Below are 22,966 nucleotides of genomic sequence, written 5' to 3' on the forward strand. Positions count from 1 at the left end.
CACTTTGCTATGCTTGAAAGGGTGAAAAATTGCAGGGGCAAAAGTGTTTCAATTCTTTTTTCAAATCAAAGTTTGCGTGTTTTTAAACATCATTGGGGGCTTTTGTTCAAAATTTAATTCTTTTTCTATTTTTGTTTATATCCAAATTCTATTCTAACCAATTCAATTACTTATGCTGTTTAAATCAAAATGGACTGCTGGAGTTACTGCGGCACTTATGTGTGCTTGTACAGCTCCTCAAAATGATGAAGTCAAACTAGGCAAGATCGACGTGAATTATCCTGAAACAAACAAGACAGAAGTAGTAGACAACTACTTTGGTAAAGAGGTGAATGATCCATACAGGTGGCTGGAGGATGACCGCTCTGAAGAAACCGGAAAATGGGTGGAAGAACAGAATAAGGTGACGTTTGATTACCTGTCCAAGATTCCTTTCCGAGATAAGGTAAGGGAACGCCTTGAGCAGGTATGGAACTACCCAAAGCACTCAGCGCCATTCAAGCGAGGAGGACGCTATTATTTCTATAAAAACGATGGTTTGCAAAACCAAAGCGTGTTGTATGTCAAAGAGACATTGGACGGAGAGGCTCAAGCATTTTTTGACCCTAACAAGCTTTCAGAGGATGGTACAGTGGCTTTGTCTAGCTCAGCATTCTCAAAAGACGGGAAATATTTTGCCTATGCGATTTCTCGTTCAGGATCTGACTGGAAAGAAATCTATGTAAAGAATGTAGAGACTGGAGAGCAATTGAAGGATGAGGTAAAATGGGTAAAGTTTTCAGGCATTTCTTGGCAGGGCGATGGCTTCTATTACAGCGCCTATGATGCACCGGAAGAAGGGACTGAATACTCTGGAAAGAACGAGTTCCATAAGGTGTATTTCCATAAGTTAGGGACAGAGCAGTCAGCAGATGAATTAGTATGGGAAGATAAAGCGCATGCATTGCGTAACTTCTATGCCTACACAACAGATGATGAGCAATTGTTGGTAGTTTCGGGTTCTGAGGGAACAAGTGGAAATATGTTGATGGTTAAGCCGGCAGGGGCGTCATCATTTATCACTGTAGTAGATGGTTTTGACAGTGACCATCATGTGGTAGACAATGTAGAAGGTGGCTTCCTATTGCAAACCAACTATGAAGCACCAAACAACAGGCTGGTTAAAGTTAGTTTCGAAAATCCTGCACCGGATCAGTGGGTAGATGTAATTGCAGAAAGTGACAGGCTACTGCAAGGTACAAGTGTGATAGGTGCGTACTTGTTTGCTAACTACCTGGAAGATGCCTACTCAAAAGTATATCGCTACGCTTTGGAAGGTACAGAGGAGACTCCAGTTGAGTTGCCTGGCATCGGGTCAGTAGGTGGCTTTGGTGGTGACAAGGAAGATACAGAGTTGTTCTATACCTATACTTCTTTTATAAATCCATCCACGATTTACCGTTATGATGTGACTGCCAACAAGTCGGAAGTTTATAAAGCTTCAGAAATTGATTTTGATGTCACTCAGTTTGAGACCAAACAGGTATTCTACGAAAGCAAGGACGGAACAAAGGTGCCTATGTTTATCACCTTTAAAAAAGGTACAGAGCTAGATGGTACAAACCCTACTTACCTGTACAGCTATGGCGGGTTTGATATCAGCATGACGCCAAGGTTCAGTACTGCCATGTTGGTATGGCTGGAGCAAGGAGGTATCTATGCACAACCAAGTATTCGTGGAGGTGGAGAGTATGGTCAGAAATGGCACGAGGGCGGTATGCTGCACAATAAGCAAAATGTATTTGATGACTTTATTGCTGCTGCTGAGTACCTGATCGATGAAGGTTATACGAGCAAGGGAAAGCTGGCGATTGCCGGTGGTTCCAATGGAGGATTGCTGGTTGGCGCTTGTATGACACAGCGACCTGACCTGTATCAGGTATGTTTCCCTGCGGTAGGCGTAATGGACATGCTACGTTACCACAAGTTCACTATCGGATGGGCTTGGGCAGTGGAGTATGGTTCTAGTGAGGACTCTACGCATTTTGATAACCTTTACAGTTACTCACCATTGCATAACCTGAAGAAAGACACGTGTTATCCTGCTACGATGGTAACTACGGCAGACCATGATGACCGTGTGGTACCAGCCCATTCATTTAAGTTTGCAGCTACTTTGCAAGACGCTCAAGGTTGTGAAAAACCAACACTGATTCGTATTGAAACCAAAGCTGGACATGGAGCAGGGAAGCCAACAAGTAAAGTGATTCAGGAGTACGCTGATAAGTTTGCGTTTGCATGGTACAATATGGGAGTTGAACCAGTTTATCAAGCAGAAGAGGCTGTGTCAGCTGTAAAATAATTATCCCAATGCCGGTGCTGGAAATAGCACCGGCATTTTTTTTTGTAGATGAAAATATAATTTAAAGCCTTTTTGAGGTGGCATGATATCTATGGAATAATACCTCTTATTCACTGCTTAATAAGCATTAAGTATTATATTTAGTGGTGGTATTAAGATTCATTTGCATATTGAGGATTAAAAGTGATTTTTATAAATATGTATAGAAGAGAACCGGTTAAGCTTTTTGATAGCGTGTATTTTTAGGTTGCTCTATAGCTTGATTTACCTTGATATATTTGATTTAAACTCAAGAACTAGTGAATAGAATCATTTTATATTATTTAGAGAATGAGAATATATTGGAAGCCTTGGAAAAAACAGTTTCTGAGGTTTTGGGAGGGCAGTGTAGTTTGGTACAATTAGGTTCATTGGATGAGGTACAGAATTATACCAAGTCTTCAATTATACTGCTGGTAGTTGATGGTACGAAGAAGAACCTTATAAATGATTCAACGGTTGCGTTTTTTGAAAACTATAAGCAGTCAAGGCTAAAAAATGTACCAATAGCAGCCTGTATTACCCCTGAAGCTTCCAATTCTGCGAGCTTGCTTATCAATATAGGATTTACCGATTACCTGTTCTGGAGTATAGATAGGGAAGACATTTTTGTGGAAGAACTAGGGAACCTGATTAAGAGTAAAGAGGATTTGAGTGCCTCATTTGGGAAGGTGTCTATTTCTGTGATTGATGACAATCCTGTAGAAACTGATTTGTTGAAGCAGGTTCTGAATATTTATGGTTGTAAAGATGTCAGTGTACATTATAGTGTAGAGGAATTCAAAACAGCTCCTACACATGCAGATATTTACTTGATCGACTTGGTGTTTTACCAAGGTGTTTCAGGCTTCTCGTTGCTCTCCTATATACAGAAGATAGCCCCTAAGAGTACAATTATTATGATCTCTTCCACAAACAACAATGAAGCTGCGAAACAAGCTATTTTAAGGGGCGCTGATGATTTCTGGTTTAAGCCACTCAACTTTTCTGTCCTGATTCCGAAACTTCAACGCATAGCTGCCAATATCACAAGAGAAGACTGATTAGCTACCAAAGTAAGATATTATAACTGTTGACCTAATCCATAACTAACTATGAGTGACCATAAAAACAGCCTACAGTACTACTGGACATGTAACCTGGAACAGCAGACTTTCAGAGTTAGTAATGGGTTTGAGGTGTTACTTGCTGCTCCTTCAAAAAATTTTACAGCTACTGAGCTGAAAAGCCTGCTACCTCAAAATGATGCCTTCTTTACAAAATTGGAATATTTTATGAATACCCAACAGAAGGATATTGTTTTTGAAGAGTACCTGACATTACAGTTAAAAGGAGATAAGCGCAAAATGAGCGTTTCCGGTTGTATTGAAACGGAAAGAGGAACATCACAATTGAGGTTGGACTTTGAGGCATTCGATGAATATAAAAGTAAAAGCATGGACAAATACTTTAAGCTGGTTATCCAAGGAGCAGAATCGGGTGTATGGGTATGGGATGTAGTGAGTGGAAAAGAGTTCTGGTCTGATAAGTTCTATGCTTTATTAGGGTATGCACCAAATGAGATCATGCCATCCTTTGACAACTTTCTGAATATGCTGCATGAGGAAGATCGAGAAGCTGTAATGGCATCTATTCAAGGGCATCTCAAAAATCATCAACGGTATTTAATTGAGTTCCGGATGCAGTTGAAGTCAGGGGAGTACCGTTGGTTTGAGAGCAGTGGGCAGGCAGAGTGGAATCAGGAAGGTGAGCCGCAGGTAATGGCGGGAATGATTGTAGATGTCCATGATAAGAAGATTGCTCAGGTGAAATTAAAGGAAAGTGAGCAGCGCTATAATAAAGCACTTCAGAACAGTAAAGCAGGTTTTTACGATTGCGATTTACTTACTGGTAAGGTGATTTGGTCTGACCGTATTTACCAGATACTAGGCTATTCAAAGAAAGACTTCGAACATGGTTTGGACTGGTCGCTAATCAAGTCGATGATACACAGTAATGACCAAGAAAGCCTGACAGATATATTAAATGCACATTTGAGTAATGATACGCCTTTGTTTGCCGAGTTTCAGGTAAGTATCAAGGGTGGAGGGTATAAATGGATACAGCTTACAGGCAAAGCAATTAGAAAGGCAGATGGGACTCCAATCCGTTTGGTAGGGACATTGATTGATATTCATGAAATCAAAGTGTCATTGTTGACCATGCAGGAGCTTGCCAGTGAATTGGAGGCTGCAAATGAAGAGCTATCTACCTCTAATGATCAACTTACCATTCACAATAGGAAACTGATGGATTTGAGTGAGGCATTGGAGCGTGAAAAAACAAAAGTACAAGAAGCAGATAGGCTGAAGTCAAGGTTTTTAACCAATGTATCCCATGAAATCCGTAGCCCAATGAATGTAATTCTAGGGTATACACAGCTGATGTTGGAGCAGGATCATACGGATATGCAGCTGAAACAGCTGCAAACAATTCAACGGAATGGGTTAAGTCTTATCAACCTGATTGATGATATCCTTGATTTGTCACGTATTGAGTCCGGCAATTTTGAGCTGAACCTTGCCTTTATGAACCTTGACCATTACCTGCATGAGTTGAGGGAAAGTTTCATCTTAGAGATTCTCAAAAAGAAGTTAACCATTGATTTGGCGTATGATGTGTATATCCCTTTTTACTTGCAGCTGGATACAAAGCGCATTTTGCAAGTCGTAAGGAACCTGCTTCATAATGCTTTGAAATTTACAGAGTCTGGTTTGATTGTATTATCGGCTGATTTGTTGGAGAAAAGGGATGATGAAACCTGTGATATAGCTATTTCTGTAAAGGATACAGGTATTGGTATCAACGATGATGGACTGGAGATGATTTTTGAGCCTTTTAAACATACTGATGACCCTGAGGCAATCCAAAGTCAAGGAGTCGGATTGGGGTTGTCTATTTGTAAACAGCTAGTACACTCTATGAAAGGAGAATTGTCTGTTGAGAGTGAAAAAGGCAAAGGGAGTGCTTTTACCGTAACGCTGAAAAATATCCCTTTCAGTGAACGGAATGCAGAAGGTAGGAAGGTGGAAAGGCCAAGGGTATTGCCAATAGGAGTGTCGGGTTTTGAGGGGGATAAACAAGAAGTGCAAAAGCCACAACCGAAGATTGTATATGTGGATGATATTTCTGATAACCTTGAGTTGACTAAGGACTTTCTCATAGGTACAGGTTGGGAGCTATTTACCTTTAGTTCAGCGACTGAGAGTCTGGTATTTATGCAGCAGCAGCATCCCGACGTGGTCATCCTTGATCTGAAGATGCCAGAAGTGGATGGGTTTCAACTGTTGGAGATGATTAGAAATGATGCGCAGCTAAATGGCTTGCCAGTAATTGCCTTGACGGCTTCAGCCATGCCATCGGATATCGAAAAAATAAAGGAAGCGGGTTTTGATGGTTACCTAAGTAAACCTGTTATGAAAAAGGATTTGATTGATAGCATCAGTTCTTTTTTAAAGTAAGAAACAAAGTTTAGCATCATACATTAAAGAGGGAGACGTATGGATAAAGAAAATGTGGAATCAGTCAATGCTGAGATAACACCCAAATATGTAGTCGGAATTGGCGCTTCAGCCGGAGGATTGGAAGTGTTGAGAGAATTCTTTGATGAGTTGCCTGAACAGAGTGATTTGTCATATATCGTATTGCAGCATCTCTCTCCAGACTTTAAAAGTATGATGGATGAACTGCTGGGAAGGTACTCAACAATGCCAGTAAGGGTGGTACAAAAGGATACAAAGCTTGAGGCTAATAATGTTTACCTGATCCCTTCAGATAAGAATTTGATTATTGAAGGTGAAACCTTGAAGCCGGTCAAGCGTGACTCAGGTGTGAAGCTCAATTTGCCTATTGACATTTTCTTTCATTCGTTGGGAAAGGAGTTTAAGTCCAAAGCGATTGGTATTATTCTATCCGGAACAGGAACAGATGGTTCAAGAGGAGCGAGGACAATTAAGGAAAACGGCGGAATTGTATTGGTACAAAGTCCGGAGTTGGCAAAGTTTGATGGAATGCCTAAAGCAGCTATCAGTTTAGGAGTGGCAGATTTTGTGCTTCCAACTAGACAACTGACCGAGAAGCTGATGAAGCTTTCCAAAGAAGATCCCAATAATGCGCTGTTACATCTTGAGGATGAAGAGGTGGAAGGGAGTATAACAACAGATGTGGAGATCTTTCAGGAAATACTGCAAATGGTAGAAAAAGCATCCAATATTGATTTCCGGACTTATAGAAAGAAAACACTGTTGAGAAGGCTTGAAAAGCGGATGCAGTTGAATCATTTTCATGCACTGAAGGAGTACCGTGATTTCCTGAATAATAATCAGGAAGAGGTGCTGATTTTACAGCAGGATTTTTTGATTGGTGTGACCCAGTTTTTCAGAGATGACGAAGCATGGAAGTCAATGCAGGAAATTGTAGTCAAAAAATTAGTGGAAAATGGTGAGGAAAATACCCCATTGAGAATATGGGTAGCGGGCTGTTCTACTGGTGAAGAGGCTTTTACGCTGAGTATCCTGATTCAGGAAGAATTACGTGAGCAAAAGAAGTCACTGGATTATAAGATTTTTGCGACTGATATAGACAAGCGGGCTATCTCAATAGCAGGGCAAGGTTTTTATAATGCTAATCTGGTTGCAGATTTACCGAATGAGTATCTCTATCGTTATTTTACGAAGGATAATGATGGTTTTCAGGTCAAACCAACGATAAGAGACCATATCGTTTTTGCTCAGCAAGATTTAATGAAAGACCCACCATTTATTAAAATGGATCTTGTGATCTGCCGAAACCTGCTTATTTATCTCGAGAATAAGGCACAACAAAGGGTCCTGACAAATTTCCAATTTGCATTAAACCATAAAGGTTATATGTTTTTAGGAACGAGTGAAAGTGTGGGTGGGCTTTCCATGGCATTCAAACCTTTACATCAGAAGTGGAATATTTTTCAGAGTGTCCTTACATATAAGCTGCAACCAGCACCACCATCTCATTCTATGTATGAGAAACAATATGATCGAGTTTATAATAGGCCAAGTGCGCCAATAACAGACAGAAAAGTGAGAATGGACAAGGACTTGTCAGAACGTATTTTTCATGAGATTCTAGCCAATGAATATGCTCCTGCACTCTTTGTAAATAAGGAGTATGAATTACTTTTTGCTACGGGAGATATTGAAAAGTATTTGACTATATCCAAAGGCTGGAGAAGCCGTATGGTGTTGGATATGGTAAACCGAAATGAGAGCATGATTCTTCGTAACGGTATTCGCAAGAGTATAACAGGGAAAGCACTGACGATTTTTAAAGGTGTTCAGTATACTCACAATAATGAGAATCAAGTATTGAATATCAAATTCAAGTACATTAATCCGGTAGGTGTAAAGTCAGCAGATTTGGTGCTTATCGAGTTTGAAAGTGCTAAAGAAGGTGACTTATCTTTAGTGGAGCCAAGCAATATTGTCACGCAGGATAAACTGACACAAGAGAGGGTATTTACGTTGGAGTCGGAGTTGAATGAAACAAAGATGGAGCTCCAAAATACAGTGGAGGAACTAGAAACCACCAATGAGGAAATGCAGGCCTCCAATGAGGAGTTGTTGGCATCCAATGAAGAATTGCAAAGCAGTAATGAAGAGTTGCAGTCAGTAAATGAAGAATTATATACAGTTAATAATGAATTGCAGGTCAAAATCAGTGAACTGAAGGAACTGAATAATGACATGTCCAATTTGCTGACAAGTACCCATATTGGTACTATCTTCTTGGATAGGGAGTTGCGTATCCGAAAAATCACACCTGTTGTACAAGGACTTTTCAATATCTCGGATGAGGATACCGGAAGGCCAATTGTTCACTTTACCAATTCATTGAACTACGATACTTTAGAGCAAGATGCCCGTAAGGTGTTGGAATACTTACAAGTAGTATCCCATGAGGTAACTAATACTAATGGAGAGGTATTTATGTTGCGTATCCTGCCTTACCGAACCAGTGAGGATCGTATTGATGGCGTAGTGATTACGCTGGTCAATATTACAGAAATCAAGCAGTTGAACGACAAGCTTGAAGAGAGCGAAGAAAGGTTCAGAACGGCTATCGAAGCGCTTAATACAGGTATTTGGGAGTGGAATATACTAGATAGTAGTAAAGATTGGTGGGCTCCTTACTTATACGAACTACTGATGTTGGATGAGAATGAGGTAAAACCAAATCAGCAATACTTATGGGGAAATCTTGTTCATGAGGATGACAGAGCTAAGAATCAAGAGGCTATTGAAAAACTCTTGAGTGAGAAAGAACCTTATAAACAAAGACTGAGAATAAAATGTGGAGATGGTGAATACAAAGAGTTTGAGGTTGCAGGTAAAGCCATCACGGATAGTAAAGGTGAATTGCTAAAAGTGGTAGGGTCTTTATCAAATATCTAAAAGGTACCTTTATTATTCAGTTTAAGATCCCTTGTTCATAGAACGAGGGATTTTTTTGTGTCTTGAATGAGGTTTTTAGTTGTGGGCTTAGGTGATTTAATGTCTTTGAATTTTATTTTTTTTTGAGAAGAATAGGGATTAGCTACTTGGTAGATGAGGAAGGAATAATCTTCAGGGGTTAATGCATCTTTCTTGAAGTCAAGCCTGTCGATTTCGTGCCATTGAGAGAGGTATGGGGTAAGGGTTTTGCTGAAATTCCTAAAAGGGCCGGAATTGTATTCTGTAAACCGAACCTGATCAATATAGGGTAGGAAGGTATCCAAGTGTGAAAAAGTAGAAATGATGTAAAGGAAGTCCTTTTGTTTTTCAAGCAGTAATGAAAAAGCATTACGGATATCGGAGAAAACGATATTTGGATCAGATAGTTTGGTAGTGCTAAGGACATGGGAGTTACACAAGACTTTCTGGAGGGCTTTTTTCAGGTTGCCTGAAATCAAGGTGTATTCATCATCAGTGATATAGGAAAGTGTCATCAACTCTTTTTTAAGATGAGCGGTGAAATTCACACTAGTTGTGTCAATAGGAGGAAGTAAAATCAGTTGACATTTCATGAGGAAATGGGTTTGTTGGGTCAATAAGTAGCAGAGCAGTAGTAATAAAGAAAGTGTGCTGATATTGAAAGCAATAAAATAAATTAGGTATAGGGTAATGCTTAAAAGCAGCATCCATCTACTTGGCTCAAAGAAATTGAACAGGAATAAATGGATGCCCTTTTAAAATGGAGGTTAATCTTGAATACTGATATTAACGATAACACCTTGAGAAAGTGAATTGTCAAAAGCTGAAACTTGAACAATGAAATTGGTTTGGCAGAACGAATCATAGAAGTGCATCCAACGGTTACGTTTTTCTCTTATGGCAGCTTCAATTAAACTGATTAATTCAGTATGAGCTTTCTTGGCAATTGAGGTTGGAACAGAAGTGAGTTTTTTCTCAATATCCTTCTCAGTTAGGTTCCAAAAATAATGCACTCGATGGTTAAACTTCTCAATGTGCATGTTGTTATCTAACACCAAAACAGCTTTGTCTTGTGTATCCAGCATGCACTCGAGTTGAGATTCCCAATAGTCTGCTTCTCTTCTGTACTCTTCAAGAAGTGACTCGTTGATCTTCTTTTCTATTTGAAGGCGCTCATTTCTTTTGTTGATGAACTTGATCTCATCCTCCAACGACATGACTTCCTGACGTAGTTGTTCCTCTTCTGTGATGTCAATAATGGTACCACCTACATACTTTTGATCATTATGATGAATAGGGAAACGAATGATCAGTAAATCCTGAAAAGAGCCAGAATCAGAGTAAATCCTTTCAACATTACGGAAAATCTTACCTGTTTTCAGGACATAGGTGTCATTATTATGATGCTCTGTGAACTTTTCGGCAATAAAAAAGCTTCCGTCATCTTTTCCGAGAACATCTTCTTCTTTGAACTTGATAAAGTTACAGTAGTCATTGTTGGTATAAATGTAATTCAGCTGGTCATCTTTAACCCAAGCAGCTGCACGGAACACTTGTAGGAATGAACCCAAATAGGTTTTGTAAAGGCTTAAATCGTCAGTTTCTGGTAGACCTTCAGTAGTAGAAGTAAAATCTGTGCTCAAAACGGAAGATAGGTTGTCATTTGGCGAAATGCTAAATGGCTGACTCTTCCCAAACAAAAAAGACAGTAATTTATTAGGATACATATCAGAAAAGTTAGGGTTTCCAGTAGCTTAAGTATTAGGTCGTAAGAGGTTTTGAGTTTTCCGATCTAATTTGATTAATTTTAATAAAAAAAGAGGATTATAAAAACATTGGAGTACTTTTATTTACTTTTGTTTAGAAATAAAAAATGTGTTCTAAATAAGAGAGTTACGTGAAAAAAGGAGGTGTTCAACGTTTATTTGAACAAGGCTCATTTTAATATAAAAATAAGGTACACATGTAATGTAATCGAAGCTAACCCAAATTGAAAAGAAAAACTTAACCAATCAAGCTTATGCTACCAAAATACTATGTAGGAATAGGATGTTCTGCTGGAGGATTAGAAGTTTTAAGACATTTTTTCTCTATGCTTCCAAGCAATACAGGTATGGCCTTTATTGTCATTCAACATCTAGCTCCTAACTATCATAGTATACTTCACGAATTGCTTAGCAAGGAAACAGATATGCCTGTTAGGGTGGTTAAGAAGAAAATGGTAGCAAGGCGAAACCATGTCTATATTATTTCTCCAGGTAGCACACTTTTGATAGAAGAGGGGAATTTGCAATTGATGTTTCAGGAGGAACACCTTCGGGTTAACTTCCCAATTGATATCTTTTTTAGCTCCTTAGGAAAAGACAAGAAGGAGAAATCAATAGGTCTTATTCTCTCAGGAACAGGGACAGATGGCTGTAGGGGGGTAAAGGAGATTAAAGAGCATGGAGGATATGTGATAACACAAGACCCATATGAAGCGAAATTTGATGGGATGCCTAGAAGTGCTCAAGGCGACTCAGACTTTATAGGTACAGTTGAACAGTGTGTCGGTAAGCTGGTGAAAATCAGTAAAGACAAGAGTAAGCTGAACCAACCTACTCTTATAGAACCTAAGGAGGTTAAACAGCAGAATGAAGTAGAGGAACAGACGGTAATGGACCATGCCTTTATCAGGCAAATTCTGGAAGCGGTGTATGATAAGACAGGTATTGACTTTTCAGAGTTTCAGATTGATATGGTCAAGAGAAGAATTCGGCGTAGAATGCAAATGACAGACCACAGTACTTATGGTAGTTATTATAAGTACTTGATGGAAGCAGGTCAGGAAGCCGAGGACTTGATGGACAGCATGTTGATAAATTACACCTCTTTTTTTCGAGATCCGGAAGCATGGGAAAGGTGTCGTGAAAAAGTGCTGGTGCCTTTGGTCAAAGAGGTCAAGAGTGGAGGGAAGTTACGGATTTGGGTAGCAGGCTGTTCTACAGGAGAAGAAGCTTACACCTTGGCTATACTACTGGAAGAAGTTTTTGAGGAGTACAATGTAAAGATGGATGTCAAGCTTTTTGCGACAGACCTGGATCAAAAAGCCTTGAATGTAGCCTTGGAGGGAGTTTATAGCAAGGAATCAATTTTTGGCATACCTGATAGCTATATCTATAAATACTTTGACCCTGCTATCAATGGATTTAAGGTAAAAACAGCTTTGAGGGAAAAGGTGGTTTTTGCCAACCAAAACTTACTGAAAGACCCAGCCTTTATTCAGTTAGACCTGATAGTTTGTCGTAATGTCCTGATTTATTTTAGAAGTGATGTCCAAAAAAGGCTGTTGGCTTCATTCAGTTACGCACTTCGAAAAGACCGTTATCTATTTTTAGGCAATGGAGAACCTTTAACAGGTCTGACGGATATTTATGGCACATTGGATCAATACCACCATATCTATAGTAACAGGCGTCCTGCCAAGCTGCCAGGAATAACGGCATCCTATTCGACGATCAGCAATCGAACTACAAGTGAACCAAAGTCTTTGGTAAAGTACAATTCCAGAAAGCAGCATGTTCACCGAAAGGAGAATACAGCTTTAAATTATTATGCTGCGATCAACCATGTATTGCCCGCTGCCATTCTGATTGACAAGGACTTCAGACTTTACCATACAACCGGTAAAATTGAAAACTACTTTCGACTGTCGAAAGGTTGGAAGAGCCGTAACCTGTCAGATATGCTAGATGACTTTGAGTTGTCGGTTTTCAAGGATGGAATTGTCATGGTGGATAAGAACCCGATGGGTGGGGAGCCAATTAGAATTTCCTGCACATTTAACGGTAAAGAGGTTGATTTGAAATTTATCAAAATAGGAATTGATGAATCAACCTTGGGTACAGAAGTAGTGTACGTAGAATTTCTGGAGTCCAAAAGGGTGGATAAAGAGTTCTATAAGGTTTCTGAAAATGCTTTTATAGAGGCAAAGTCGAAAGCATTGGAAGCAGAACTGTCTGAGAGTAACAAGCTTCTGAAAATAACAAAAGAGCAACTGGAAATTACTTCCGAAGAGCTAAGAGCTTCCAATGAGGAGTTACAGGTTTCTAATGAAGAATTACAGATCAGTAATGAGGAGTTACAGTCTGTGAATGAGGAAGTGTTTGCGATCAATGACGAGTTGATGGTAAAGGTGAAAGATTTGACTACACTTTTCAACGACTTCAAAAACCTTTTGGCGAGTATTAATATCAATACCCTTTTTCTGGATAAGGAGCTTCGTATGCGTCACGCCAATTTAGGAATGCATGAGTTGCTTGATATATCAGATAGTGATATCGGAAAAGAGGTATTAGGGTATAAGAACTCTTTAAACTATCACAATTGGGAAGAGGATGCATTGAAGGTGCTGAAGTCTCTTCAAATTGTAACTAAGGAAGTATATGATGGTAAAAATGGGAAAAGTTATATTGCCCGAATTTTACCATACCGAACTGAAGAGGAGGAGGTTAAAGGTGTTGTGATAACCTTGGAAGATGTGACCACTATCAGGATGTTATATAACCAGTTGCAGAAAAGTGAAGAACGGATGAGGTTGGCTATAGAGGGAATTAGTGCTGGTATATGGGATTATAATGTAATGGAGGATTCCTTTTGGCCATCAAGCCGTTATTATGAGATAATGGGATACAGCAAGTTTGAGGTCCCCAAAAATCGCCTTTCTATAGAGAAAGTAGTTAAGGAACATGTGCACCCTGAAGAGCAGGGGTTGGTAAAAAAGGCATTTACCAAACACCTGAAGAGTAAAGGAGATTTCAAGCTTGAGTATCGAATAAAAAGTAAGTCTGGACAGTATGTTTGGGTCGAATCTTCAGGGAAAGCAACTTTTGATCATGATGGAAAACCTATCCGGATGATCGGGGCAATAGTTGATATTGACAGGCGCAAAAAACTGGAATCCGAGCAGTTTGCTTATAAAAACATGATGTTTAGGCAAACGGGACGTATTGCCAAAATTGGAGGTTGGGAATATAATGTGCAGCTAGGGGAACTGATTTGGAGTGATGAGCTGTATGAGCTGACGGGGAACAGTAAGTCGGAGAAGATGATTGTAATGTCCGATTGGATAGGTCAATATGTCAGAGAAAGTCAAGAAGAGGTTACCAAGGAACTAGATAGGTGTGTTAAGGAAGGGAAACAGTTAGATATCATTGCTAAGTTTTGTCCTCCGAGAGGAAAGCCATTTTGGACAAGAAATATTGCTGAGGCAGTTATAGACGAGGAAGGGAAAACCAAGAAAATAAGAGGCGTATTCCAACTGATAGAAGGACTGAATGACGAAAACCTGAGAAGGACTTTGATCAGTATTGAAAAGAAAAATAAACACTTAGAAGATTTCTCACGGATAGTATCTCATAACTTGCGTAAGCATACCAGTAATATTGATATGATGCTGGAGTTGTATGGGCTTACGGCAGATTCAAAAGTAAGGGAAACTTATATTGCCAAAATCAGGGATGTGGCGGAGATGTTGAATAGAACCATCTTGGGACTTTATGAGGTGACCAAAGTGCATAGTAACAATAGTAACTTTAAAGAGAAGGTCGCCCTGAAGGAAGTTTACTATGAGACCGTTACGTTATTTGAAAATGAGATAAATGATAAACAGATCAAACTATACCCTGATTTCTCAAGTTGTGAAACGTTGGAAATGCCACGAAGCTATTTGAATAGTATTCTGCATAACCTAATAGGCAATGCTGTGAAATATACTTCCAGTGAAAGATTCCCCAAAATTGAGGTAAAAGCAGAAGAGCATGAACATGAATTCTTACTTTCTGTAGCAGACAATGGTATAGGTATTGACTTGGAAAAGTATGGAGATGATATCTTTCAGATACAGTCTACATTTCATGGAGAACTGAGTGGTACAGGGCATGGGCTTTATTTGACAAAAGCACATGTAGATAATATGGGAGGGAATATTGAAGTGGAGAGCAAGGTGAATATTGGAACAACATTTACAATTAGGCTCAAAAAAGACCTTGTTCATCTGAATTAGTTAAACTATATAATATAAGGTTATAAAGAATAAAAAATAAGTGGATTTTCATTTTTCTAATGTTTTTTTATACTTTAGTTTAGTAGACGAAAGAATAATATGCACTTCTAGTCAACATGTTCAAGGGAAACTTTTGAAGGAAGGATGTTTTTAACTGGTTTACTGACATGTAAAGAGAAGTATTGTGGTGTATTATGATCATACACTTTTAGTCCAGTAACAGTCGCTAGTACTTTTTAATATCAATTGGAATTAATAGCTACACTATCTACCTAATTCATCTTTTTTCTAATAATATTAACCTGACATGCCACAAGTAAAAAGAGTTTTTGTAATTGATGACGATGATATCTTCAACTTTGGTATAAGCCGAATGTTGATAGACAGCAGGTTTGCCGAAAAAGTTTCTATTTTTTCCAATGGAGAAGATGCAAGGGATTTTTTGCAGCAGATTTTACCCAATGATGAGCAATGGCCAGATGTGATTTTTCTGGACTTGAGAATGCCTGTTATGAATGGCTGGAAGTTTATCTATTCGATGCAACAAGAATTGGAAACCCTTTCCAAAAAGACAGGAATATATGTAGTAAGCTCCTCTTGTGATTTGCAGGATAAAGCTTATTGTTTACAATATCCTTTTATCTCTGCATATATCGAAAAGCCCATTACGCTCAGTAAGTTGAGACATCTTTTTGAAACAGACCTGATATAAAAAAAACAGTCTGCAGTTGATTGTTGGTGCAGACTGTATGATGAAAGTAAAGGGTAACTTTTATAGGGGAGACTTTAGGTGGTAGGCTTTAGGCTGAACAAAAGCTCTGATACCAAGATGAGAGAGTGTGTAACCCAACCCTGAATGTCCTCTACCAGACCATGGAAGTCTTGCATTTACCCTATCGCAACAGTTCAAGTAAACACTTCCACAGTTTATGTGCTTTAAGACATCTTCTGCTTCTTGTTGGTCATTGGTATAAACACCAGCCGTTAGTCCATATACTGTATCTTGCATCAATTTTAGGGCTTCATCTTTACTTTCTACACTTTGAACGCCTATCATGGGACCAAATGTCTCCTCTTTCATCAGTAGCATCTCATGATTGACATTGGTCAGTACAGTAGGTTCAAAGAAGTATCCTTTCCCTTTTACACGTTGGCCTCCACATTGTATTTTAGCTCCTTTTCTGATGGCATCTGCTAATTGCGATTCCATAACATCCAATTGTGCTTCTCTGGTCAATGGACCTATGTAAGTATCTTCAAGCATAGGGTTACCCACACGAAAATTACGCACAGTTTCTACAAAACTCTCCAAAAACTCATCATAGACGTCTTTGTGAACATAAATACGCTCTACTGCACAGCAACTTTGTCCATTATTGTAAAAGGCGCCATCTGCTACAGCTTCAGCGACTTTTTGGATATCATTATTGTATTGACTGACATAGATAGGATCTTTGCCTCCAAGCTCTAATTGGGTTGGGACCAAGTACTGGGCTGTTTGTTCGTGTATGAACTTACCCGTTTGATAAGATCCTGTAAAATAAAAGCCATCCAATGGAAGATTGAGTATTTTCTTTCCGATTTCCTTATCTCCTACAAACACTTCAAATATTCCTTCAGGCAAGCCGGCTTTGTCCCATAATTCCTTAATTTTTAATCCAGTCATTAAGGCAAACTCAGAGGGTTTATAAGCCACTGCGTTACCTGCAATCAGGGCAGGGACGAATACATTAAGCCCTACAAGGTACGGGTAGTTCCAAGCAGAGATATTGCCTATAACTCCCAAAGGTTCATAAACGATTTTTTCGGTCCATTCACCATCAAAAACAGTTTCTTCAGCTAAGTATGCTGCACTTTTCTCAAGGAAAAACTCAATACGTTCCCGAGCTCCTTTTAGTTCATTGAACGCTTGCCAAAGGGGTTTACCTGTCTCATGGGTAAGTGTTAGCGCCAGCGCTTCTTTCTCACTGTCTAAGAGGTGGTAGAATTTTTCCACTATGGCTAACCTTTCAGGTAATGGAGTTAAAGCCCAGTCGGGTTGCCTAGTCCGGAGTTTATGGTATAGAGCGCTTGGATCTTGCGTTGAAGGAAGTTCAGCAACAACCATTTCAGTTGCAGGGTTGATAACATTGATAAGCATGAAGCAGTTTGTTTTAGTGAATGATAGTTGTAGAAATACTTTTGAGGTAAAGCTGCTTTATCTCTTCCTGTGAAATAGGTTTAGGGTTGGACGGTAAGCAGAAGTCCTTGATGGCTAAAGCCGACAGAGCCTCAATGTGCTTAGGTTCTACCCCTAAGTTTCCCAGTTCAGGGATTCTCAGTTTGCGGTTAAGGGCTATCACTGCCGATATAAATTCTTCGGCAGATGGATTGACAAAACCAATCGTAGCTGCCATTCTTTCATATCTGTCTTCAAACCCTTGCAGGTTGAATTGTAAACCAATAGGCAACATAATGGCATTGGCAAGCCCGTGGTGCATATCAAGCAATGTGGATAGTGGGTGGGCGAGAGAATGAACCAATCCTAGCCCTTTTTGAAATGCTACAGCTCCCATCAGTGAAGCAATCATCATATTGGTTCTGGATTCAGGGTCAGGTTTATAGACAGCCTTTTCTAATGATTGAAATATGAGTCGAATCCCTTCAAGTGCAATACCATCTGCCATAGGGTGAAACCCTTTAGCAAGAAATGCCTCGACATGATGGGTTAGTGCATCCATTCCTGTTGCCGCAGTGATCTCTGGAGGTAGTTCGTAAGTAAGTTCCGGATCAGCAAAGACCTGTTTAGCTAATAGCGTAGGGTGGAACAATATTCTTTTACGTTTAGAATCATCTTCCGAGATGATAGCAGACCGTCCTACTTCACTGCCTGTACCAGATGTAGTTGGAATGGTAACAAAGTGAGGAATGTCGTTAATGATATATTTTGTACCACCTTCAAGGTCATCATAGTAAAAAAGGTCTTCTCTATGATGGATGCTCAGGGCAATTGCACGAGCGACATCCATAGCGGCACCACCACCAATACCTATGATACAATCGCACTCTTCATATTCATAAGCATCTCGCCCTTTCATAACATCCGACTTTACAGGATTTTTATGTATGTCGTCAAATACATATACAGTGAGCCCTTCAGTAGTTAGTAATGAAATGAATTTTTCAAAAAATGGAAGTCTACTTACGGTTGCATCTGTGACTACAAGTGGTCGGATAAGGCGTAGGCTTTTTAGGTAGTCAGGGACTTCATTGGTTACTCCGGCACCAAACCGGATATTGGTTGGAAAACTGTAAGATACCGCCATGGGTTTGTGGGTTATGATTAATTTAACTTAAATGATTTCAAAATAGCGTCGAAGTTCCCAGCGAGGGTCATCAGCATTGTACTGTTGGGCTTCCCATTCTCGGCTCATGGCAAAATGGTGTACAAATGTTTCCCCCAATAGTTCATGAGCCACTTCTGAATTTCGGAAAATAGTAGTAGCCTCTTCCAGTGAGCTTGCCAGCTTTCTGCCTTCCTTATCCTCATATCCATTTCCCTTAATTAGTTCCTGTTCAAGAGAGAGGTCATTTCTGATACCATACAATCCGGCAGCAAGGCAGGCGGACATTGCTAGGTATGGGTTGGTGTCAGAACCAACAATGCGGGTTTCAATACGGGAAGCACTCTCACCCTGAGGTAATACCCTGAAACTGGTAGTGCGGTTGTCAATACCCCAATTGATGGTAGTTGGAGCCCAATATCCCTCAACGAGTCTTTTGTAACTATTAGTTGTAGGTGCGCAAAGAGGAAGTAGTTCTGGTAAGTAGCGCATTTGTCCAGCCAAATAACTGTTCATTAGCTTACTCATCTTATGTCGGCCATTTGGATCATAAAATAGGTTGCGTTTGCATTCGGTATCCCATAGACTTTGGTGAACATGACCGCTACATCCTGGTAGGTTCTTGTTCCATCGAGCCATAAAAGAGGCAATGATTTCATGCTGAAATGCTATTTCTTTTACACTTGTCTTAAAAAGCACAGCTCTGTCAGCAGCCTCAAGTATATCAGTTGCTTGTATGGCTGCTTCGTATACTCCAGGCCCTGTTTCAGTATGCAGACCTTCCAATGGGACCCGAATGTTGGACAGGTCTTCAAATAATTGGTTGAAATAAGCAGATTTATAAGAGCTTCTAAGAATAGAATACCCAAACATACCAGGCGTAATAGGAATCAAGTCTTGAAAGTCTTTTTCTATTAATGAAGAAGGTGTTTCAGAGAAATTGAACCACTCAAACTCCTGAGAGAAAATAGGTTGAAAGCCATCAGAAAGGGTTTCTTCTCTTAACTTTTTGAGCAATGTTCGAGGGCAGACTTCCGAAAAAGTATCGGACTTACTAAAATCTGCCAGAAAAAAGGGAGTATGGCTGTCCCAAGGGATTTCTCTGAAAGTATTGACATCAACATTGGCTGGGGCATCCGGAAAGCCGGTATGCCAACCAGTCACTTTCGTCTTCTCATAAAGTTCATCTGAAGCATCCCATCCAAAAATCACATCACAGAAGCCAAACCCCTTTTCAAGTATTGATAGAAATTTTTCTTTACTGACAACCTTACCCCGTAAGATACCATCCATGTCTGCAACGGCAATCTTTACCTTTGGGGAAGTGTGTCTGATCATCAATTCTCGAATTTCCTGTGTAGTATATTTGACGGGTTGAATCATTAGTAGAAGGATTAAAAGGTGATGTGTTAAAATCTTGATTAGTAAGTAGATCTATTGGGAGAATATAATGAAAAACTTATGATTTTTTATAGCTTTATTAATGCCTTTTTTCTTTTAACCCTCTCATAACGAGCGAATATAAAAACCAAGTAACTCCATGATGAACCACCCTAAACTCTCACATTTTACAGGCTGTCTGCTAGGCGGAGCTGTAGGTGATGCCCTTGGCGCTCCAATAGAACGTTTAAATATTGATATGATAAGAGACCTTTTTGGTCTATATGGTATACAAGGTTATGTATTTCATAAAAAGCATGGTCGTTTTACAGATGATACACAAATGACCTTGTTTACAGCAGAAGGGCTCCTGCGAGCAATCACTAAGTATGAGTCAAAGAATCTATCTGAAGAACAGTTGGTGCCTATTGTGCATCAAGCGTATTTGAGATGGTTGGAAACACAGGATGAAAATGTGAATGAAGCGAAAACCATTCGACAGTCAGCACCCACAGGTTGGTTGATAAGGGAGCAACCATTACATGTTCGTAGAGGACCTGGCAGTACATGTCTGAGTGCATTGCGTTCAGGGAAAGTAGGGAGGGTAGCTCAGCCAATTAATAAGAGTATGGGATGTGGGGGTGTTATGCGTGTGGCCCCAGTGGGGTTAATCTATCATTTTGATGCTGAAAAGGCATTTGATGTAGGGTGCTGGACAGCGGCAATTACGCATGGTCATCCTGATGGATTTTTGCCTGCGGGGCTTCAAGCCTCAATAATATCGCTAACCTTACAAGGCTACGGTTTATCAGAAAGTATTGAAAAAGCAGTGAGTATTCTGATTCAAAGAAAAGGACATGAAAGTACTCTAAAAGGAGTGGAGATCGCTGTGGATATGTTTGAACGTAATTGTGCACCAATACCGGAGAACGTGGAAATATTGGGAGGAGGTTTTGTCGGGACAGAAGCATTGTCTATCTCAATTTTTTGTGCCCTCACCGCATTCGGAAGCTATCGGCAGGGAGTGTTGGCAGCAGTTAATCATAGTGGAGATTGTGACAGTACAGCCTCTATCACGGGGAGTATCTTGGGTGCTGCATTGGGACTAGATGCGATACCTCCAGAGTGGAGAAACCGCTTGTACTTGGATAATATTGTACTGAGAATAGCAGAAGATTTATCTAAAGTTGAAGAAAGGCATGTGCTGTCTGATTGGGATCTATTGTATCCTCCTTGTTAAAAAGAAACCTTGCTAGGTTTATTACACAGCTAATAAATATGCTGTTTTTTGCTAAACTTGATTCTGTATAAGTTTGAATTAACTCAAAAATCCAATTTCAATAAGTCTGAAAAGACTTTTATAGCTATTAACGGTTATTTAAATACAAAAAAATCCAGTTCAGCTTTTTGCTTCGTATTTAAAGGAAACCCCAATTAACATCCAATTCAGCTATGGAAAAGATTATCAATACTACAGATTATTTGATCAACAGGTTTAGATATAAAAGTTCAGCTTTTTTAGTTCAATGGAAAAGTGTCCAAATGGAGGATGAACAGTTTAAAGAAGTGATGAACCAGCAGTTTAGACTAATGCGCCAAATGAAGCCTGTACTTTGGTTAGAAGATGCCAGTAAGTTAGATTATACAATGTTGCCAGAGCAACAAGAATGGTGGTTCTCTAATGTTGTGGGGCTGTTTAATTCACTGAAAGTCCAAAAATATGCAATACTAAAGCCGACAGAATTTTACCCTGCACTTGCATTGGAACAGGCAGTCGTAGAACTGGAAATGGCATTTGGCGATAGGGTTCAAGTTTTCTCCAATACAGAAGATGCCTTAATATGGTTGGGAGTCTAACGGACCATACTTTGCTGAAAAATTTAAATGACAAGAACTGCCCTTAAATGTAGGGGCAGTTTTTTTTGTCTAATTGGTTAAAAAGTCATCTGGTAGTTGGAGTTCACCATGAAGATATCAGAGACTGTTGGCAACGTAGGTTTTATCTTTCCGTTTACTTCTACAGATCCTGAAAATAGGAGCAAAGAAAATATTACAAATCCAACATAAGAACTTTTGTCATTATTTACTTTTTAGTGAATAATGTACCATTCATTATCTATTGATATTCTGCGATTTATGATAGTATTGAAATGTGTGTAGAAAAAAACACATTAATCAATACAATATTTTATAACCTCTCTAAGGAGTTGTTGTATATATTGTAGGTATAGATTGGCATGAATTTTTTGTTCTTATCAAGTGATTTGACTCATATATAGAACTTTTATAAGATGCCAATTAGCTTACGAACTAGCCAGTGGTGGAAAGTACTCTTTTTGTTATTACTGTCATTTTGTGATTTACATGCTCAAGATCCGCAGTTTTCGCAGTTTTATGCTGCTCCATTATACCTGAATCCGGCGTTGACTGGTAGTAAGTATGATGCGAGGGCAAATGTGAATTACCGTAACCAGTGGGTAGATTTACCAGCCAATTTTCAGACTACGATGGCATCATTTGATCACTATCTGAAAGGGGTAGGTATATCCGTTGGAGCATTAGTGAAAAGGGATCAGGCAGGAGAACCAGGTAATGCGCATTTAATTCAGACATCAATAGACTTTTCGGGAGCGTATTTGCTTAAGGTTAGCAAGAACTTAAATATAAATTTTGGATTGCAACTGGGGGTGTTACAGACCTCTTTAGGATTTCAGAACTTTATTTTTAGTGACCAGATTTCATCAGATGGTACCATATCAGGCTCTTCACAGGAGCACTTTGTAGGCGAGAATGTTTATGTCCCTGAGATTGCATCAGGCATGTTGGTGATTGGTAAAGGGTATTGGGCAGGAGTTGCGATGCACCATATGAACCAACCTTCTATTTCATTTCTAGGACAGAAACAACATTATCCTTATAAGTTATCTGTAATGGGTGGATATGTTATTCCATTGGAATACAACAAAAGATACTTTGTAGGCAACTATGGAGACAAGACAATCTCTCCTGTTTTTCTTTATACTCAACAAGGTAAAGCTGATCAGTTGAGTCTTGGAGCCTACCTGAATTGGAACCCATTTATACTGGGTATGTGGTATCGTGGTATACCAGGAATCAAGAAGAATGAATCCAGTACTATGAACCAGGATGCTATTATCCTGATGACAGGTTTTAAAATGCAACGCTTAAGTATTGGGTATAGCATAGACCTGACACTTTCAGACTTACCACAGGATAGGGCATTGTCACATGAGATTTCGATCGCTTATGATTTCAAGTTTTACAAAGACTATAGAAAGAAGAAGAGACGAAAAAGCGATCCGCTGCCATGTCCAGTGCCTTGGGTGATGTAGCC

At 39.5% G+C, this 22,966-nt stretch carries 14 protein-coding genes; 9 read left to right on the forward strand and 5 right to left on the reverse strand.

Annotated elements, in window-relative coordinates; genetic code table 11:
- Positions 1-172 precede the first annotated feature (172 nt).
- The 4 genes from V6R21_RS06095 to V6R21_RS06110 all read left to right on the forward strand — a co-directional run bounded on the left by V6R21_RS06095 (position 173) and on the right by V6R21_RS06110 (position 8,847).
- A complete protein-coding gene (locus tag V6R21_RS06095; protein WP_334241768.1) occupies positions 173-2,341 on the forward strand; it encodes a prolyl oligopeptidase family serine peptidase in 2,169 nt (722 codons plus the stop codon).
- Between the two features lie 299 nt (positions 2,342-2,640).
- Positions 2,641-3,423: a response regulator gene (locus tag V6R21_RS06100; RefSeq protein WP_334241770.1), complete on the forward strand. Its 783-nt coding sequence runs from the start codon at positions 2,641-2,643 to the stop codon at positions 3,421-3,423.
- A gap of 51 nt (positions 3,424-3,474) precedes the next feature.
- Positions 3,475-5,880, forward strand: coding sequence for a PAS domain-containing sensor histidine kinase (locus tag V6R21_RS06105; RefSeq protein ID WP_334241773.1), 2,406 nt, complete (start codon positions 3,475-3,477; stop codon positions 5,878-5,880).
- A gap of 39 nt (positions 5,881-5,919) precedes the next feature.
- The gene (locus tag V6R21_RS06110; protein ID WP_334241774.1) at positions 5,920-8,847 is read left to right on the forward strand and encodes a CheR family methyltransferase; all 2,928 of its coding nucleotides are present in this window, start codon (positions 5,920-5,922) and stop codon (positions 8,845-8,847) included.
- Positions 8,848-8,882: 35 nt separating this feature from the next.
- Here V6R21_RS06110 and V6R21_RS06115 read toward each other — a convergent pair whose 3' ends face one another.
- Together V6R21_RS06115 and V6R21_RS06120 are read right to left on the reverse strand one after the other, a co-directional pair.
- Positions 8,883-9,458: a hypothetical protein gene (locus V6R21_RS06115; RefSeq protein ID WP_334241776.1), complete on the reverse strand. Its 576-nt coding sequence runs from the start codon at positions 9,456-9,458 to the stop codon at positions 8,883-8,885.
- A gap of 174 nt (positions 9,459-9,632) precedes the next feature.
- The gene (locus V6R21_RS06120) at positions 9,633-10,592 is read right to left on the reverse strand and encodes a PAS domain S-box protein (RefSeq protein WP_334241778.1); all 960 of its coding nucleotides are present in this window, start codon (positions 10,590-10,592) and stop codon (positions 9,633-9,635) included.
- A gap of 293 nt (positions 10,593-10,885) precedes the next feature.
- On the opposite strand from V6R21_RS06120, the gene V6R21_RS06125 reads away from it, so the two are divergent.
- Together V6R21_RS06125 and V6R21_RS06130 are read left to right on the forward strand one after the other, a co-directional pair.
- Entirely contained in the window at positions 10,886-14,908 is a 4,023-nt protein-coding gene (locus tag V6R21_RS06125; protein WP_334241780.1) for a CheR family methyltransferase, read from the forward strand.
- A 307-nt stretch (positions 14,909-15,215) separates the two neighbouring features.
- Positions 15,216-15,620, forward strand: a complete 405-nt coding sequence (locus tag V6R21_RS06130) for a response regulator (protein WP_334241782.1) — start codon at positions 15,216-15,218, stop codon at positions 15,618-15,620.
- Positions 15,621-15,680: 60 nt separating this feature from the next.
- On the opposite strand, the gene V6R21_RS06135 is transcribed toward V6R21_RS06130, so the two are convergent.
- The 3 genes from V6R21_RS06135 to V6R21_RS06145 are packed head-to-tail and all read right to left on the reverse strand — an operon-like array spanning position 15,681 to position 19,614.
- Positions 15,681-17,048 carry an aldehyde dehydrogenase family protein gene (locus V6R21_RS06135; RefSeq protein ID WP_334241784.1) on the reverse strand — a complete coding sequence of 456 codons (1,368 nt, stop codon included), beginning with the start codon at positions 17,046-17,048 and terminating at the stop codon, positions 15,681-15,683.
- A gap of 13 nt (positions 17,049-17,061) precedes the next feature.
- Positions 17,062-18,213 carry an iron-containing alcohol dehydrogenase gene (locus V6R21_RS06140; RefSeq protein ID WP_334241786.1) on the reverse strand — a complete coding sequence of 384 codons (1,152 nt, stop codon included), beginning with the start codon at positions 18,211-18,213 and terminating at the stop codon, positions 17,062-17,064.
- Between the two features lie 27 nt (positions 18,214-18,240).
- Positions 18,241-19,614, reverse strand: coding sequence for a glutamine synthetase family protein (locus V6R21_RS06145; RefSeq protein WP_334241788.1), 1,374 nt, complete (start codon positions 19,612-19,614; stop codon positions 18,241-18,243).
- Between the two features lie 157 nt (positions 19,615-19,771).
- On the opposite strand from V6R21_RS06145, the gene V6R21_RS06150 reads away from it, so the two are divergent.
- The 3 genes from V6R21_RS06150 (at position 19,772) to V6R21_RS06160 (ending at position 22,964) form a co-directional block, all read left to right on the forward strand.
- Positions 19,772-20,851: an ADP-ribosylglycohydrolase family protein gene (locus V6R21_RS06150; protein ID WP_334241789.1), complete on the forward strand. Its 1,080-nt coding sequence runs from the start codon at positions 19,772-19,774 to the stop codon at positions 20,849-20,851.
- 212 nt (positions 20,852-21,063) lie between these two features.
- Positions 21,064-21,468, forward strand: a complete 405-nt coding sequence (locus tag V6R21_RS06155; RefSeq protein WP_334241791.1) for a hypothetical protein — start codon at positions 21,064-21,066, stop codon at positions 21,466-21,468.
- Positions 21,469-21,902: 434 nt separating this feature from the next.
- Complete coding sequence (locus V6R21_RS06160) at positions 21,903-22,964, forward strand: PorP/SprF family type IX secretion system membrane protein (RefSeq protein ID WP_334241793.1); 1,062 nt, start codon at positions 21,903-21,905, stop codon at positions 22,962-22,964.
- The last annotated feature ends 2 nt before the right edge of the window (positions 22,965-22,966 follow it).

This window comes from Limibacter armeniacum (assembly GCF_036880985.1).
Taxonomy (GTDB): domain Bacteria; phylum Bacteroidota; class Bacteroidia; order Cytophagales; family Flammeovirgaceae; genus Limibacter; species Limibacter armeniacum.